Below are 15,580 nucleotides of genomic sequence, written 5' to 3' on the forward strand. Positions count from 1 at the left end.
AAAATGTATACAAAAGTATACAATAACGAGGGCAATCTGCTGATGTTTGACTTTTTACTAGAGGGCGCATTTGTGCCCTTTACCTTGGCGCTTGCGCTTCTGTTCGGTCTTCTGGGCCTTGAACTGATCGCATTGGTTTTCGGGGGAAGTCTTCTGGCAGGCGAGGGCGAGGTTGATCTGGACATGGTCGGCGCGCCCGATCTGGACATCGCCGACTTTGATCTGGATATCGACGCCGACATCGATCTGGGTGACTTGGAACTGGCCGAAATTGAAACCGATGTGCCTGCGGCTACGCCCGTCGGCCCGTTTGGCTGGTTGGGCATTGGCAAGATGCCATTCATGATTTGGCTCGTTGTGCTGCTGGCTGGTTTCGGCCTGAGTGGCATAGGCCTGCAACTGGCGCTGCGTGATCTGCTGGGCTTTGACTTACCTGCATGGTTGCCCGCGATTCCGGCCGGAGTGTTCGGCCTATGGTTCGCACGTGGCTTTGGTGGTGTCTTCGCTCGCCTCCTGCCCAAAACCGAAACCGAAGCGATGTCGGAACGGATGCTGGCCCGCCGCCGTGGTGTGATCACTCAGGGTATCGCATCGCGAGGCCGTCCAGCCGAAGTCCGCGTCATGGATCGCTTTGGCAACACGCACTACCTGCGCGCAGAGCCGTTGCAGGACAAAGATGCGCTGGAGCAGGGAACAGAAGTCCTTGTTCTGCGTGATCGACGGCGCGACCGGTTCGTTCTGGTTCGCATGTCAGTTTAACCAAAAAATCTTAACCCCAATCCGGAGGATATTGCATGGAACTATCATTCCTGGCCGTTACAGTTGTGACTATTTTAGCCGTACTCTTGTTCATAGGCCTTGTACTTGGCCGCCTTTATCGACGCGCCACGCGCGAGATCAGCCTGGTGAAAACCGGCGCGGGTGGCAAAAAGGTCATCATGGATGGCGGCGTCATCATCGTACCGTTGCTGCACGAAGTCAGCCCGGTCAACATGAAGACTCTGCGCCTTGAGGTGCAGCGCAGCGGTGAGGCCGCGCTCATCACCAAAGACCGGATGCGTGTCGACGTGGGTGTCGAATTCTACGTCTCGGTGATGGCGACTGAAGAGGGCATCGCACGCGCCGCGCAAACGCTGGGTGATCGCACCTTTGACGTCGAGCAACTGCGTGAGATGATCGAAGGCAAGCTGATCGACGGTCTGCGTGCCGTGGCCGCTCAGATGACCATGGATGGTCTTCATGAAAACCGCGCCGACTTTGTGCAAGAGGTGCAGAATGCGGTGTCCGAAGACTTGCTGAAGAACGGTTTGTCGCTGGAATCCGTCTCGCTGACTGCGCTCGACCAGACGCCGTTTGAAGCGCTGGACGAGAACAACGCCTTTAACGCCGTGGGTATGCGCAAGCTGGCCGAGGTGATTGCCATATCCAAGAAAGAACGCGCGCAGATCGACGCCGAGGCCGAGGTTGAGGTGCGTCGTGCGGCGATGGAAGCGGAGCGTCAGAAGTTGCTGATCGAACAGGACGAACAGCAGGCGCGCATCGAGCAGGCGCAGAAGGTGGAAACTCTTCGTGTGGCGCAAGAGGCGGAGATCGCTGCGCGAACTGAAGACTCGGTACGCGAAACCGAACGCGCCCGGATTGCCCGTGAAGAGGCCATTCGTTCCGCCGAGATTGAGCGCGAGCGCAAGATCCGCGATGCCGAGATCGCCAAAGAGCGTGAGATCGAAGTCGCGGAACAGGAACGCCAGATCATCATCGCGCAGAAATCCGAAGAGGAAAGCCGCGCGCGCGCATCCGCCGATCTGGCTCGAGCCGAGGCGACCAAAGCAACCGAAGCCGTGGCTACGGCGCGCGAAGTGGCCGAGGCCGAGCGCCAGAAGCAGATTGTTCTGATTGAAGCCACCCGTGAGGCCGAACGTCAGGCCACCGCGATCCGTTTGTCAGCACAGGCCGAGAAAGAGGCCGCCGCAGACCGCGCCGAAGCCCGCCGCGAGGAAGCGCAGGCCGAAGCAGACGCGCTGAACATTCGCGCCGAGGCCAAGAAGAACGACATGCTGGCCGAGGCGGAAGGTAAGCGTGCGATCGTAGAGGCCGACAATGCCCTGTCACCTGAGCAGATTCGGATGAAGGTCGACTTGACCCGCATTGAAACCATGCCCTCGATCATCTCGGAAATGGTCAAACCGGCCGAAAAAATCGACTCGATCAAAATCCATCAGGTTGGTGGGATCGGAGCTGCCAATGGTGGTGGTGTTTCAAGCGGTGAAAAGCCGGTTGTCAATCAGGCGTTGGATTCGATCATGGGAATGGCCGTGCAGATGCCAGCGCTCAAGAAACTGGGCGAAGAGCTTGGCTTTTCCATGGAGAACGGCGTCGGGGGCGTGGTGAACGGTGCGCTTGAGAGCACCGGGGACCCAGATGAGGTGGTCGACGCGGTCGAGGACCACGGGCCAGCGGTCCAGCAGTAAAACAGAAGGGCCGGGATTTCCCGGCCCTTTTTCATTGCTTTTCGCGAGAACCCTTGAGCAGCCTGCCGATGGTAAAGGATGTGCGCGGTGCATAGACATAATTCGTCCTTTTCTCGGGCGTCGGGCGCGAACGCATACGGGCGAGGCCAAAGACAATAAGAAACACATGACCCAATGCAACAAAAGCAAACAGGGCTCCGGGGCCGAATTGCTGGATCAACGTGGATGAGATGTAGGGCGATGCAATCGCCCCCAGCGCGTACCAGAACATCAAGGCCGCTGCCAATTCAACGCGTTGTTCGGTCGTCGCAAAATCATTCGCATGGGCCGAGGAAACCGAGAAAATCGGAAACGTGGTCAGGCCAAAGAACCCGGCGGCCAGCATAACGCCGACCGTTCCAGTTCCGCTAGCCAACATCGTGACACCGCAGCTTAGCACCGCTGCCACGGATAGCCAGATCAGCACCCAGCGTCGATCATACTTGTCTGCGAGCCAACCCAAGGGGTACTGGGCCAGTGCGCCGCCCAGAACGAAAGAGGCCAGAAAGAAGGCAATCTGATCTACGCCCAATCCGACCTCCTGACCGTATACCGGGCCGACCATGCGAAATGATGCCGAGCTAAGCGCAGCCACGATAACGCCCGCCACAGCCAGTGGTGAGCTGTGCCAGGCCAGCTTGGGACGCAGGCGCGGGGTGTCCGGTGTCTTGGGTTGGCTGGCGCGAGTTAGGGCCAGCGGCAAGATCGATGCACAGCATAGGATCGCAAGCAGGTTGTATGAAACGTAAGAGGCGGGTGGCAGAACAGCAATGATAAGCTGTGCACAAAGCGAGGCCCCCATATCGGCGATACGGTAGGTGCCCATCGCGCGGCCACGGGTTTCGTTGGTGACCTTGGCGTTCAGCCAAGCCTCGATCACGGTGTAACACCCAGCGACACAGGTTCCCGACGCGATACGCAGCGCGGCCCAGACATAAGGGTTTTCAGTCAGCGTATGCCCCAGCAACCCCATCGCGCCCAAAGCGGTGCAGACCGCAAATGCGCGCGAGTGCCCGACGCTGCCCATGAGCCGCGGAGCCCACCAGCAACCAACAAAGAACCCAATGAAGTGCGATGACCCCAGCAGACCGATCTGTTCGGTCGAAAAATCAAGCGTCAGCCCCGAGATTGCATCCAGCGGACCAACACCGCCCGTTGAGAGCTGCAGCAGAATGACCGAAAGAAAGAGGGCGGCAAATGAAATGATCGTACGCATGATAGGTGCAACTTGACCTTGTCGCCACGAAATGCGCGCGCCTAATCGACGCCCTGACGTCGTTTTTTGCCTTTTTGTGGTTAATCCTGCCGGATGATTTCGGCGTGGATGTCCAGGCCGATCGTGGGTTGTACAAGATCAGGATATCCAGACGCGCCAAACTCATTTCGATTGATCGCCCCCTCTAGCCGGATGGACAGGGTGTCCAAATCATCCACCGCGCTTCCCGGTCTCCGATACAGATTGGCGCTCAAAGTCACCGGACGCGTGATACCGCGCACTGTCAGATCGCCGGTCACGGTTGCACCTTCCGAGATACGGCCAGTGGGTCCCAGCTGAATCTTAGTCGTGATGAAACGGATGGTGGGGTATTGGGCAGCGTTCAACACACTTTTTCCCAACATCGGACCTCGGGCAAATGGTAGGTTCGTCCGCGCCCGGGCCACGTCCAGCACGACATCGACCCGGCTGTTTTGCAAGCGATTGGTATCAATCAGAATTTGGGCCGACTGTACTGGTATCGTGCCCGTCTGAAGCGCGCCGGACAAATCATAGGTGAAGCCAACGGAACTGCGCGAAGCTGCCAGCGCATATGGGGTGAGGGCGGCCATCGCTGCCCGTGCCATTGGTAACGCGCAAAGGCTTGCAATCAGGCTGCGTCGGGTAAGGTTCCTCATGCCATTGCCGTGCGACCGCGCGGGCGCGAGCGTTTCATGAGCATCAGCACGATTGCGATGTTCAGCCCGTTCCAAAGGATGCCATTGATGAAAGCAAGCTGATAACTGCCAGTCACGTCATAGATCCAGCCCGACATCCAACCACCCAGAGCCATGCCGAGGATAGTCATCATCATGACAAAACCCACGCGCGCACCGGCCTCTTGCGGGGGCATATATTCGCGTACAATCAGCGCGTAGCTGGGGACGATACCACCCTGGGCCAGCCCGAATAGCATGCTGACGACATAAAGCGAAACCATCCCATCATAAGGGAGAAACAGGAACAGTGCGATACATTGTAGGACCGAGCCGATCAGCAGTGTTGAAAGCCCTCCCAACCGGTCCGCGACAAGCCCCGAGATGATGCGGCTAACCACGCCGCCCAACAGCATCAGAGACAGCATCTCGGCACCAACGGCCGGGCCATAGCCCAAGCCCACACAATAGGAGACAATATGGACCTGGGGCATCGACATGGCCACGCAGCAGCCGATACCAGCCAGCCCGAGGATGTACTGCAGGGCGCGGGGTGAAAAGCCGACGCTTTGTGCTTTGACCTGTGCTGCCGCTGCTGCCGTGCCATGCGCCTCGACGGGGACCTGTCTGCGCAAAAGCAGGGACAGAGGAATGACGGCGACCAGGGTGATGACGGCGAGACTCAGATAAACCTGCTGCCACCCGTCGCGCTGCAGAATGCCCGACAGCAGCGTGGGCCAGATCGCGCCCGACAGGTAGTTGCCACTGGCCACCAGTGCCACGGCAATCCCTCGCCTGCGCATGAACCAATGCGAGATATCGGCGATCAGCGGTCCAAATCCGATTGACGTGCCGAGCCCCAGCAGAAGATGCGCAACCGACAGCAGCGCAATATTCGGCGCAAGGGTTGCCAGCAGATAGCTTACCGCGCTCAGCACAGCGGCGCCGATCAACGCCATTGTCACGCCCAGTCGGTCCACCAGCTTGCCTAGCCACATGTTGCCGAAGGCAAAGCCGATCATGGCGAGCGTATAGGGCATCGACGCCGCGGCTCGGTCTGCGCCAAACTCGGTCTCGATGGCGGGCATGACGACGATCACAGCCCACATGCCCACATTGACCACGGTTGCGATGGCCAGAGTGATCAGCAGGCGAAGCCAGGAATATCGGCTGTCATGGATCGGGTGTGTCATGCCGGCACGCTAGGGGGCAAGTCCGGTTTTGGCCAGTCACAAGTTATGTGATCATCGGGGCGTCTTCGGATTTGATCTGCTTTAGCTGCAGTCCGGAATGAGGAGCGGCCCGCGTCACGTGCCAACTGGCCGGGGGCAGGGCGCGGGCGCGGCGGCGGGTCAGACACCAACTGCAGGCCTCGTGCCGATAGGTGGGCACCATATGCCAGCGCGTCTCAATCCCCTGTGCGCCACCATCGTCAGGCGTCAGCAATAGCCCCAGCGGGGCCTGTCCCGATATGCCGCCCTGTTCGGCAGCCAGATGCATTCGCCGGACCGGGGTCAGACCCGGCGGGCCGGGCAAATCGCCAATGACCAACGGGGCGGCACCGCTGCGCAAGGCTTCTTCCATGCACCACAACAGGTCTTCGGGTTTGTCAGGGCGGATCAGCAGAAACCGGGACGGATCGGCAAAAGGCAGCATGCCCTCGGGATGCAGCTGCGCCACCTCCCAAGCCGGGGCAATCCACATCACTGGCCCTTGAGTCTGCCCCGCCACCCACAGAGCAAAGCTACGCCGGGCAGGGCCGCAGGCTTCGTGTACACGGGCCAGTTGCAGACTGATCTGTGGGTGCAGGGCCACCCCGGGTGGGGTGCGCGCGGGCTTGCGGCCAAGAAGATTGGTGGACATGCTGAGCAAATTAGCATGTTCTTATTTTGTTCTCAATTGGGGAATGCGGTCAACGCGACAGGATTAGACGCCCATCTGCGAACTGGATGTTCGAAAAGCGGTGCAGATACGCCATCCCTAGCAAGGATTGACCCAGATCGCCTTCATTGACCGAGGCCAGGATATCGCGATCGGTGATGGGGCCCAAAGACAGGCTGTCCAGCCGAACCGGCGCTGTACGCACAATGCCATTGGCCGTCGAGGCGCGGCCGAGATAGTTCAATTGATCCGTATCGATTCCAATTCGTTCGGCATCTTTCGGGCTGATGACGATATTGCTGGCCCCGGTATCGACCAGAAAGGTCACCGCTGTGCCATTCACCAGCATTGGTAAATAGTAGTGTCCATCATAAGAGCGGGGCACTTCAATCCGCTGATCGGTCACAGTCAGTTGCGGGGTCGGGCTGACGGTTGAACGGATGTCATCCCACAATCCGACAACGGCAATGACACCGATAAAGATAAACACCCAAGCCGCGACCTGCTGCATGGTTTTGCCCAAAGACTGACGGTTCTGAGTGATAAACCACATCAACAGGGCCGCACCCAGCAGAACCAGATAGGTCAAGCGCCCAATATCGTAGCCGTCCATTCAATCACCCGAAATCAGTTTTCTCATACCAATATGGTGTTTCACGAGGCGAAACCAAAGGCTTTGAGGCCATCAAGAATGAACTGAACCGACAGTGCGGCCAGCAGCATACCCAGCAGCCGTGTCAGCACGTTCAGCCCGGTTTTACCGAGAATACGGGCGATCATGCCGCCGGCCAGAAAGAACACAAATACAACCAACATGACGGCAAGCATAACAGCGCAGGCCGCTGCGATCCCAGGGACGCCCGGGTTTTGTCCGGCCAAAAGAATGATTGTTGCGATCGATCCAGGGCCCGCGATCAGGGGTATGGCCAGAGGGAACACCGAAGGGTCAGAATGATCTTCTTCCTCGGCGCGGTCCTCGCGGCGTTTGGTACGGCGGTCGAACAGCATGTCCAGCGCAGTCAGAAACAAAAGCGCGCCACCTGCAACGCGGAAGGCTTCCATCGAGATGCCGACGAATCCAAGAACCGCTTCACCAAAAGCGGCAAAGGCGATCAGGATGAAAACCGCGGTCAGGCAGCTACGAATGGCAATCTTACGGCGTGTGGCCGCATCCATGTCCTGCGTCAAGGCAACGAAAATTGGCGTGGTTCCGAAAGGGTCGATCACCACAAACATCGTGGTGAAAGCCGTTATGAAAAAGGCCATGTCGATCATGCTGCGCTCTCTGCCTGTTCCAACCGTTCTGCGGCGGCGACCCATAGGGCTTCAGCCTTTTGCATGGCTTCGACCACCTCGGCGAATTTGCGGTTCCAGGTTTCCAGATCGTTGATCCGGTCATCTTCATAAAGCGCAGGATCCGCCAGCTTGGCAGAAAGCTTGTCGTGCATATTGGTCAGTTTCTCGACCCGGTCTTCGCATTTGCGCAGATCCGCACGCAGGGCCAATACGGTCTCGCGTGACGCACGTTTGGGTTTGGGCGCCTGTAGTTTATCTTTGACCGGTTTCTCGCGGGCCAGCAAAAGAGCGCGATAGGCCTCAAGATCGCCATCGAATGGCTTCACGGTGCCATCCGAGACCAGCCATAGCCGATCAGCGACAAGCGACAGTAGGTGCATGTCGTGGCTGACCAAGATGACCGCGCCGGAATAGGCAGTCAGTGCCTCGACCAACGCTTCGCGGCTTTCGATGTCCAGATGGTTCGTCGGTTCGTCAAGGATCAGCATATGCGGCGCGTCGATGGTAGCGATCAGTAGCGACAAGCGCGCCTTTTGTCCGCCCGACAGGCGACCGACCAGCGTTTCTGCCTGATCCGCGTTCAATCCGAACCCCGCCAGACGCGAGCGCCACTTGCCGGGCGCCTCATTGGGGCGTAGGCGGCGCAGGTGATCCAATGGTGTTTCGTCCACATGCAGCTCATCTACCTGATGCTGCGCGAAATAGCCGATGCGCAGCTTGGAGCTTCGGGTCATTTTACCCGCCATCAGGGGTAGGCGGTCAGATAGCAGTTTTGAAAGGGTTGACTTGCCCTGACCATTCTTGCCCAGCAGAGCGATGCGATCATCCTGATCAATGCGCAGGTTCAGTCGTCGCAAAACCTCGGTCTCACCATAACCGGTTACCCCTCCTTCAAGTTGAATGATCGGTGGCGACAGTTCTTCTGGCTCGGGGAATGAAAAGGCGCGCAAAGCCGCCTCTTGCGGAGTTGAAACCAGTTGGATGCGCTCGATCATCTTCAAACGAGACTGTGCCTGTACGGCCTTTGACGCCTTATAGCGGAAACGATCCACGAAACTTTGCAGATGTGCGATGCGGGCCTTGGCCTTGGCGTTTTCCGACTCTGCTTGTGCCAGACGTTCAGCGCGACGTTCGGCAAACTTGTCGTAGGGAACCGTGTAATAAGTCAGTTTGCGATCTTCGAGATGCAGAATTGATCCGACGGCGCGGTTCAACAACCCCCGGTCGTGGCTGATGATGATGACGGTGTGAGGGTATTTGGCCAGATAGCTTTCAAGCCACAACGCACCTTCAAGGTCCAGATAGTTGGTCGGTTCGTCCAACAGCAACAGGTCAGGCTGCAAAAACAGTACGGCCGCCAGCGCTACCCTCATGCGCCATCCGCCCGAGAAATCCGAACAGGGTTTCAGCTGATCCTCATCGTCAAAGCCCAGTCCTTTGAGAATTGAGGCTGCCCGAGCCTCAGCCGACCATGCGTCGATATCAGCCAGCCGTGTCTGGATTTCAGCAATTCGGTCCGGATCTATTGCGCTGTCTGCTTCAGCCATCAATGTGCTGCGTTCCACATCCGCGGCCAGAACCGTGTTGATCAGCGAGACATCCGAGGACGGCACTTCCTGCGCCACGCCCCCGATCCGCGCGCGTTTTGGCAGGGATATATTGCCTGATTCCAGCGACAGCTCGCCCCGGATCAACCGAAAGAGCGTCGTCTTTCCGGTACCATTGCGCCCGACAAGGCCGACCTTGTGGCCATCGGGAATGGTCGCACTGGCCCCGTCGAACAGAGGACGGCCTTCAACGGCGTATGTGATGTTATCGATCCGTAGCATGAGGCGCTCTTATCAGAGCATCCAAGACGCCGCCAGAGGTCACCATGTTCAAGCCAGAAGCAATGTGTTAGCGCTGTTCCGGTTCGTCTTCCAAACGGTTTCGATATGCGTGCGGCTCAATCTCCTCCGACCCTGATAACGCTGATCTTTGCAACGGCGCTCTCGGTTCTGACACTGAATATGTTCCTGCCGTCGCTGGCGCATATGAGCGAAGATTTCGACGTGGATTATGGCCTGATGAACGTGGCCGTCGCAGGGTACCTATTTGTCTCGGCGGTCTTGCAGTTGATCGTCGGGCCGCTGTCGGATCGCTACGGGCGAAGACCTGTCTTGTTGATCGCGATGGTCATATTTGTCGCCGCATCAATCGGTTGCGTGTTGGCCGAGTCGATCTGGGCTTTCTTGACGTTTCGGATGATTCAGGCGGCGGTGGTGGCCGGGCCGGTGCTGTCGAGTGCTTCGATCCGCGACCGATATCCACCAAACGAGGCCGCCAGCAAGCTGGGTTATGTCGCAATGGCCATGGCACTGGCACCGATGCTTGGGCCAATGCTAGGTGGAGCGCTGGATATGCTTTTTGGTTGGCGGGCCGGGTTCGTGCTGTATTCGCTGCTTGGGGCAGGGGTGCTGTTGCTGCTTTGGGCTGACATGGGTGAAACCAACACCAACCGCTCGTCGACTTTCGCGGCGCAGATGCGGGAATACCCGCATTTGTTCCGCGCGCGTAGGTTCTGGGGTTACGCCTTATGCGCCGCGTTCTCCATCGGCGGTTTTTTTAGTTTTATCACCGGCGCGCCTCTGGTCGCCGCAGCCTGGTTCGACCTGAGCCCAGCAATGCTGGGTCTGGGCATCGGTATCATCACGGGCGGGTTTATGGTCGGCAACTTTGTTACCGGGCGCATCGCAAAGCGTACCCAGCTGACGACAATGATCTTGTTCGGTCGGGTCGTGGCCTCGGTTGGGCCATTTTGCGGGCTGCTGCTGTTCATCGGCAATATGGGCTCGGTCTGGGTGTTTTTTGGATCCGCCATCTGCGTTGGTTTCGGAAATGGTTTGACCAATGCAAATGCCTCGGCCGGGGTGATGTCGGTACGTCCGAAACTGGCCGGCAGTGCGGCTGGATTATCAGGCGCCTTGATCGTGGCACTGGGGGCTGTCTTGACCATGATGACCGGGACGTTTGTAAGCCCTGAAAACGGGCCATATCTGGTGCTGAGCATGATGTGCGGCAGCAGCTTTGCTGGTCTTTTGGCAGTGCTCTATGTCCGCCGGTTGGATCGTACCGACCCACTGCCTGAGGCGATCTGAGCGATAAACGATCATAACGCTTTTCATGAGACAAATACCATGTTACGCGGCGCGCGATGGATTTCGGCGCGGGTGTCGCGCCCTTAAGTCAAGGAGAGGCCAATATGGCACTGGAACGCACATTCTCGATCATCAAACCCGATGCAACCCGCCGCAACCTGACTGGCAAGATCAATGCCAAGTTCGAAGAAGCTGGCCTGCGCATCGTTGCGCAAAAGCGCATCCACATGACCAAAGCTCAAGCAGGCAAGTTCTATGACGTGCACGCCGAGCGTCCGTTCTATGACGAACTGTGCGAATTCATGTCGTCGGCCCCTGTTGTTGTTCAGGTTCTCGAAGGCGAAGGTGCCATTGCAAAGAACCGCGAAGTCATGGGCGCAACCAACCCTGCAGACGCAGCACCTGGCACCATCCGCGCCGAGTTCGCTGAATCGGTCGGTGAAAACTCGGTCCACGGTTCGGACGCACCGGAAACTGCCGCGGTTGAGATCGCCTACTTCTTCTCGGGCATCGAACTGGTCGGCTAATCGGCCGTCAGATCACAGCTTTAGGCCGTACCCCATATCGGGTGCGGCCTTTCTTATGAGGGCAGGGCTCAAGAGTGTTTGTCCGCATTGCTATTGTTGACAGGAGCGAAACGCCGTCATGAGCACAAACAAACGCATTGTTCTTTCCAGTGATCACGCTGCAATCGACCTCAGGCAGGCTATCTCTGCTTACGTTGAAGCCCAAGGTTGGGAGGCCGTAGATATCGGCCCGACCACATCGGAAAGCACTCATTATCCCGAACACGGAGCCGCCGCCGCACGCCTGGTGGCTTCGGGTGACTGTCGCTTTGGTATCATCTTGTGTGGCACCGGACAGGGTATCATGATGGCGGCGAACAAAATCAACGGCGTCAGATGTGGCGTTTGCAGTGATGTCTTTTCGGCCCAGATGATCCGTCAGCACAATGACGCAAACATGCTCTCGCTAGGGGCGCGGATTCTCGATGAAAAGCAAGCACTGGAAATCACGGCTGCTTTTCTGACATCCGAATTTGAAGGTGGTCGCCACGCAACGCGGGTCGACATGATCGGGGCGCTCGAAGCCTAGTCTGCCGCCAGATCCTTGGCCGATATTCGTACGCCCAAAGCATCAAGATCGGCAATCATCTGATGCTTTGGCGTTATGCTGACTCCGGCTTTGATTGCGTCAAATCGTTCGCGCAGGGCTTTCTTTTCCTCGCCCTTGCAGTCGTTCCAAGGGCGGCCTTGCAAGCCCATGACCAGCACATAATAGCCGATGAAATGAGGGCGCGTTCCGGCCTGCAATAGGCGCGAATAAGCCTCGTCTGCTCCCAACGCGCGCAACTCCTGAGCTGTCATAATGCCCGCTCGTGCGCAGGCTTGTTCGAATGCCGGGCCAAGATTGCGGATGGAGGAGATCGGATCAGACATGCCTTGTCTTATCCCGCCCGAAGCGGCCTGTCACCCGCTCAAGGTTGTTTGCGGCTTCCCTTTCCGCTACCCAAGCATTGGAGGGGTCAAGAATGAACGATCTAAGCCTAGAGAATGTCGCGCAAAATCTGGACCTGATGAACCCGCCCGAGGGGTTTGTCGACGACCCGTTCCCCTTTTACGATGCACTGCTTGAGCATGCGCCAGTATTGCGACAGCCGGACGGTTCCGTGTTGTTGTCACGCCATGCGGATCTGGATGCCATTTATCGCAACACGACGCTTTATTCCTCGGATAAGGAGGCGGCGTTTGGCCCTAAATTCGGTGTTGGCTCGCCGTTATTCGAACATCATACAACTTCATTGGTGTTCTCCGACCCGCCTTTGCACACGCGTGTGCGCAAGATCATGACCTCAGCCCTGACGCCCCGGGCAATCGCGCGGATGGAGCCGGGTCTGATCGAAACCGTTGATACGCTGCTGGATGATATAGCGGGCAGGGGGCAGGTTGACCTGATCGCGGATTTTGCTTCGACCATTCCGATCCAGATCATCGGCAATCTGCTGGATGTACCGATGAACGAACGCGCGCCTCTGCGCGATTGGTCGTTGGCCATCCTTGGTGCTTTGGAACCCGCTTTGACAGAAGCTCAGCTGGAAAAGGGCCACACTGCTGTTCGCGAATTCAAAACCTATCTTCAGGATCTTGTTGCCCGTCGTCGCGCAAATCCGGGAGATCCGGAAACAGATGTTCTGACACGTCTGATCCGAGGCGAAGGCGCGGACGAGATGCTGAGCGAGATTGAGCTTCTGCAAAACTGTATCTTTATCCTGAATGCGGGTCACGAAACGACCACTAATTTGATCGGCAATGGGCTGGCGCTGCTTCATGACTATCCAGAACAACGCCAAAGACTGTTGGAAGATGGCGAATTGATTGCTCCGGCGGTTGAAGAGGTCTTGCGCTTTCGGTCACCCAACCAATTTGGCAACCGGGAAACCACGGAGGACGTTGAAATCCGAGGACATCAGATCGCCAAAGGAACGAACCTGCATCTCTGTATCGGGGCAGCGAACCGTGATCCCGAGGTGTTCGCCGACCCGACCCGATTTGACATCACACGCAAGCCGAACAGGCACCTGGCCTTCGCGGGCGGGCCGCATGTCTGCGTTGGCCTGACTTTGGCGCGCCTTGAAGGTCGTGTTGCACTGGATCGATTGCTGAAGCGATTTCCCGATTACCAGATTCAAGGAAAACGGGTGCAGGGTGGTCGCATTCGTTTTCACGGATACGCGTCGTTGCCTGCAGTTATGTAATCAGATCAACGCTCTAGTAGATGTTCTTCATGCAATTACGAATTGCGTGACAACTTCAGGGTTGTCTCAAGCCCTGGTTTACGATTGCGCGCCAGAAATGTGCCGCCGTGCATATGTGAAATTGCCGCCACAAGCGCCAGTCCAAGGCCGGCATTCCGCCCGGTCCTTGCAGGATCAAGCGTGACAAACGGCATCTGCAATCGGGGCAGATCGCTTTCTGGTACGCCAGGGCCCCGGTCGCGAACGCTGAGTAACGCATAGTCGCCGTCGTCTCGAATTTCGATGGTGATCGCTGTGCCGGGCGGGGCGTAGCGCATGGCGTTTTCAAGAAGGTTCGACAGTGCTTGAGACAGCAGAGGGCGATGGCCTTGGATTGGGTCCGCGTTTCCAACGACCTCAAGTCGGATGTTCTGATCAGACGCGACAGGTTCGTATAACTCAACCACGTCACCGACCAGTTGCAAAAGCTTTACCGGTTCAAATTGTTCGCGGCCCAGACCGGCCTCGGCGCGCGAAATCTCGGTCAGTTGGCTGAGAACGCGCAGCAGGTGATCAATCTCGCCGGTCGCGCGCGCCATGTCGATCTCGCGATCTTGATCGCTTTTGCCGGGCTCAGCCAGGGATTCGACCCGTTGCCGCAGTCGCGACAGGGGAGAGCGCAGGTCATGAGCAATCGAATTGGAGGTTGTGCGCAGGTTGCTGATCAGTTCTTCAATACGATCCAGCATGTTGTTCAACGTGCCCGCGACCTGATCGAATTCATCGCCCGTGCCACGTAGAGGCATGCGCAGAGCTAAATCGCCGGAAACGATATTGTCGGCTGTATTGGCGATGTCTTTCAGTCGTGAAAACACCAGCCGGGTCAGCAGCCAGCCGGTCAACAAACTCAGCGCCAATGCAGTGGCAAGTGCCAGTGCAACAGACCGGAACAGAACCCGGTCGAATTGCTGTCTGGCCAATGAATCACGCCCGACAAGCAGCCTCTCACCACCCGGCAGCCGGACCGAAGCGGCAGAGATCGGGACAGATTGATCCGTATCTTCTTTGCGAAGCTGAAGATCGACCCAGCCGCTGCCCGGAGTTATCCCTTCCGGCCAATGCGTCAGGTTGCCCGCCAGTTTCGTGCCTTGCCGACCTGTCAGCAGGTACAAGGCATCCCGCTCAGCCGCTGTCGGCAAACGGCGGTCGATGGCAGAGATCAACCCGATCATGCCACGCCGTTCATATTCATCTGCCAGGCCCGTAAGCTCGGCCTGAACGACCGAACGCGTCTCGCCTGAAATCGTGCGATTGGCCGTAAAATACACCATCGTCAGAACGGTCGCCGTCAGCAAAGTGCTAAGCACCATGCTGGCCAGAACCAAGCGAGTACGAGAGTTTTTCAGCGACAGGCGCAGGTTATCCATCCGAAACCATGTATCCGGCGCCTCGGACTGTTTCAATCACCGGGTCAGCTCCGTCTTCATCAAGTTGGCGGCGCAGTTTCGAAATATGGACGTCGACCACGTTGGTGTTCGGGTCAAAGTGGTAATCCCACACACCTTCAAGCAACATCGTGCGCGAGACGACGCGGTTTTTTCGGCGCAGAAAGAACTCCAGAATTTGAAATTCGCGCGGGGTCAGGGTGATTTCACGACCGTTGCGCGTGACCTTGCGGGTCAACAGATCCATTTCGAGATCGCGGCAGGCAAGGGTCGGCGTTTCTTCGGCTTCTTGCGGTCGACGCAACAGGGCTTCGATCCGGGCATGAAGTTCCTGGAATGAAAATGGTTTGACCAGATAATCGTCTGCGCCCGCGCGGAGGCCTTTGACTCGCTCGTCCACTGCACTCATGGCGGTTAACATCAGAACAGGTGTTTTCAACCCAGCCGCACGCATTGACTTAATCAGTGATAACCCGTCCAGCCCGGGAAGCATTCGGTCCAGTACGACCGCATCAAATCCGCCGTCAGTTGCGTGGTACAGGCCTTCGCGGCCATCTGATGCGACTTCGACAACATAGCCTTCTTCACCAAATCCCTTGGCAATGAAGTCCCGTGTGTCTTGGTCATCTTCAACGATCAACAAGCGTCTGCTCATGGTCAGGGCTCCTT

The 15,580-nt window shown here is 57.7% G+C and carries 16 protein-coding genes; 6 read left to right on the forward strand and 10 right to left on the reverse strand.

Annotated elements, in window-relative coordinates:
- Positions 1-3: 3 nt before the first annotated feature.
- Positions 4-759, forward strand: coding sequence for an OB-fold-containig protein (locus ACR0L9_RS16620; protein ID WP_480896157.1), 756 nt, complete (start codon positions 4-6; stop codon positions 757-759).
- A 35-nt stretch (positions 760-794) separates the two neighbouring features.
- Positions 795-2,468 (forward strand): flotillin family protein, encoded by a 1,674-nt coding sequence (locus tag ACR0L9_RS16625; protein ID WP_480896158.1) that lies wholly within the window; start codon positions 795-797, stop codon positions 2,466-2,468.
- Positions 2,469-2,499: 31 nt separating this feature from the next.
- Here the strand turns inward: ACR0L9_RS16625 and ACR0L9_RS16630 are convergent, their stop codons facing one another.
- The 7 genes from ACR0L9_RS16630 to ACR0L9_RS16660 all read right to left on the reverse strand — a co-directional run bounded on the left by ACR0L9_RS16630 (position 2,500) and on the right by ACR0L9_RS16660 (position 9,424).
- Entirely contained in the window at positions 2,500-3,723 is a 1,224-nt protein-coding gene (locus ACR0L9_RS16630; protein ID WP_170421222.1) for an MFS transporter, read from the reverse strand.
- A gap of 80 nt (positions 3,724-3,803) precedes the next feature.
- Positions 3,804-4,400 (reverse strand): YceI family protein, encoded by a 597-nt coding sequence (locus tag ACR0L9_RS16635; RefSeq protein ID WP_170393327.1) that lies wholly within the window; start codon positions 4,398-4,400, stop codon positions 3,804-3,806.
- Positions 4,397-5,611 (reverse strand): MFS transporter, encoded by a 1,215-nt coding sequence (locus ACR0L9_RS16640; RefSeq protein ID WP_170635609.1) that lies wholly within the window; start codon positions 5,609-5,611, stop codon positions 4,397-4,399. Before ACR0L9_RS16640 ends, ACR0L9_RS16635 begins: the two co-directional genes overlap by 4 nt.
- Positions 5,612-5,654: 43 nt before the next feature.
- Positions 5,655-6,281 carry an ImuA family protein gene (locus ACR0L9_RS16645; protein ID WP_480896159.1) on the reverse strand — a complete coding sequence of 209 codons (627 nt, stop codon included), beginning with the start codon at positions 6,279-6,281 and terminating at the stop codon, positions 5,655-5,657.
- A 49-nt stretch (positions 6,282-6,330) separates the two neighbouring features.
- Positions 6,331-6,912: a TIGR02281 family clan AA aspartic protease gene (locus tag ACR0L9_RS16650; RefSeq protein WP_170405245.1), complete on the reverse strand. Its 582-nt coding sequence runs from the start codon at positions 6,910-6,912 to the stop codon at positions 6,331-6,333.
- 41 nt (positions 6,913-6,953) lie between these two features.
- Positions 6,954-7,574, reverse strand: a complete 621-nt coding sequence (locus ACR0L9_RS16655; RefSeq protein ID WP_170393323.1) for a MarC family protein — start codon at positions 7,572-7,574, stop codon at positions 6,954-6,956.
- The gene (locus ACR0L9_RS16660) at positions 7,571-9,424 is read right to left on the reverse strand and encodes an ABC-F family ATP-binding cassette domain-containing protein (protein WP_480896161.1); all 1,854 of its coding nucleotides are present in this window, start codon (positions 9,422-9,424) and stop codon (positions 7,571-7,573) included. Before ACR0L9_RS16660 ends, ACR0L9_RS16655 begins: the two co-directional genes overlap by 4 nt.
- Positions 9,425-9,529: 105 nt before the next feature.
- Between ACR0L9_RS16660 and ACR0L9_RS16665 the strand changes: the two genes are divergently transcribed.
- The 3 genes from ACR0L9_RS16665 (at position 9,530) to rpiB (ending at position 11,827) form a co-directional block, all read left to right on the forward strand.
- A complete protein-coding gene (locus ACR0L9_RS16665) occupies positions 9,530-10,732 on the forward strand; it encodes a multidrug effflux MFS transporter (RefSeq protein ID WP_480896163.1) in 1,203 nt (400 codons plus the stop codon).
- A gap of 104 nt (positions 10,733-10,836) precedes the next feature.
- Positions 10,837-11,259 carry a nucleoside-diphosphate kinase gene (gene ndk / locus ACR0L9_RS16670; RefSeq protein ID WP_008757405.1) on the forward strand — a complete coding sequence of 141 codons (423 nt, stop codon included), beginning with the start codon at positions 10,837-10,839 and terminating at the stop codon, positions 11,257-11,259.
- A gap of 118 nt (positions 11,260-11,377) precedes the next feature.
- Positions 11,378-11,827 carry a ribose 5-phosphate isomerase B gene (rpiB, locus tag ACR0L9_RS16675; protein WP_480896165.1) on the forward strand — a complete coding sequence of 150 codons (450 nt, stop codon included), beginning with the start codon at positions 11,378-11,380 and terminating at the stop codon, positions 11,825-11,827.
- Here the strand turns inward: rpiB and ACR0L9_RS16680 are convergent.
- On the reverse strand, positions 11,824-12,171 hold the full coding sequence (locus tag ACR0L9_RS16680) for a TfoX/Sxy family protein (protein ID WP_480896166.1): 348 nt from the start codon (positions 12,169-12,171) through the stop codon (positions 11,824-11,826). The two genes, rpiB and ACR0L9_RS16680, sit on opposite strands and share 4 nt — an antisense overlap.
- 92 nt (positions 12,172-12,263) lie before the next feature.
- On the opposite strand from ACR0L9_RS16680, the gene ACR0L9_RS16685 reads away from it, so the two are divergent.
- Positions 12,264-13,487, forward strand: a complete 1,224-nt coding sequence (locus ACR0L9_RS16685; RefSeq protein ID WP_170817671.1) for a cytochrome P450 — start codon at positions 12,264-12,266, stop codon at positions 13,485-13,487.
- Between the two features lie 35 nt (positions 13,488-13,522).
- On the opposite strand, the gene ACR0L9_RS16690 is transcribed toward ACR0L9_RS16685, so the two are convergent.
- A complete protein-coding gene (locus tag ACR0L9_RS16690) occupies positions 13,523-14,893 on the reverse strand; it encodes a sensor histidine kinase (protein WP_480896168.1) in 1,371 nt (456 codons plus the stop codon).
- On the reverse strand, positions 14,886-15,566 hold the full coding sequence (locus tag ACR0L9_RS16695) for a response regulator transcription factor (protein WP_170393316.1): 681 nt from the start codon (positions 15,564-15,566) through the stop codon (positions 14,886-14,888). Before ACR0L9_RS16695 ends, ACR0L9_RS16690 begins: the two co-directional genes overlap by 8 nt.
- Positions 15,567-15,580: the final 14 nt, after the last annotated feature.

It is taken from the genome of Ruegeria sp. I3 (genome assembly GCF_056532525.1).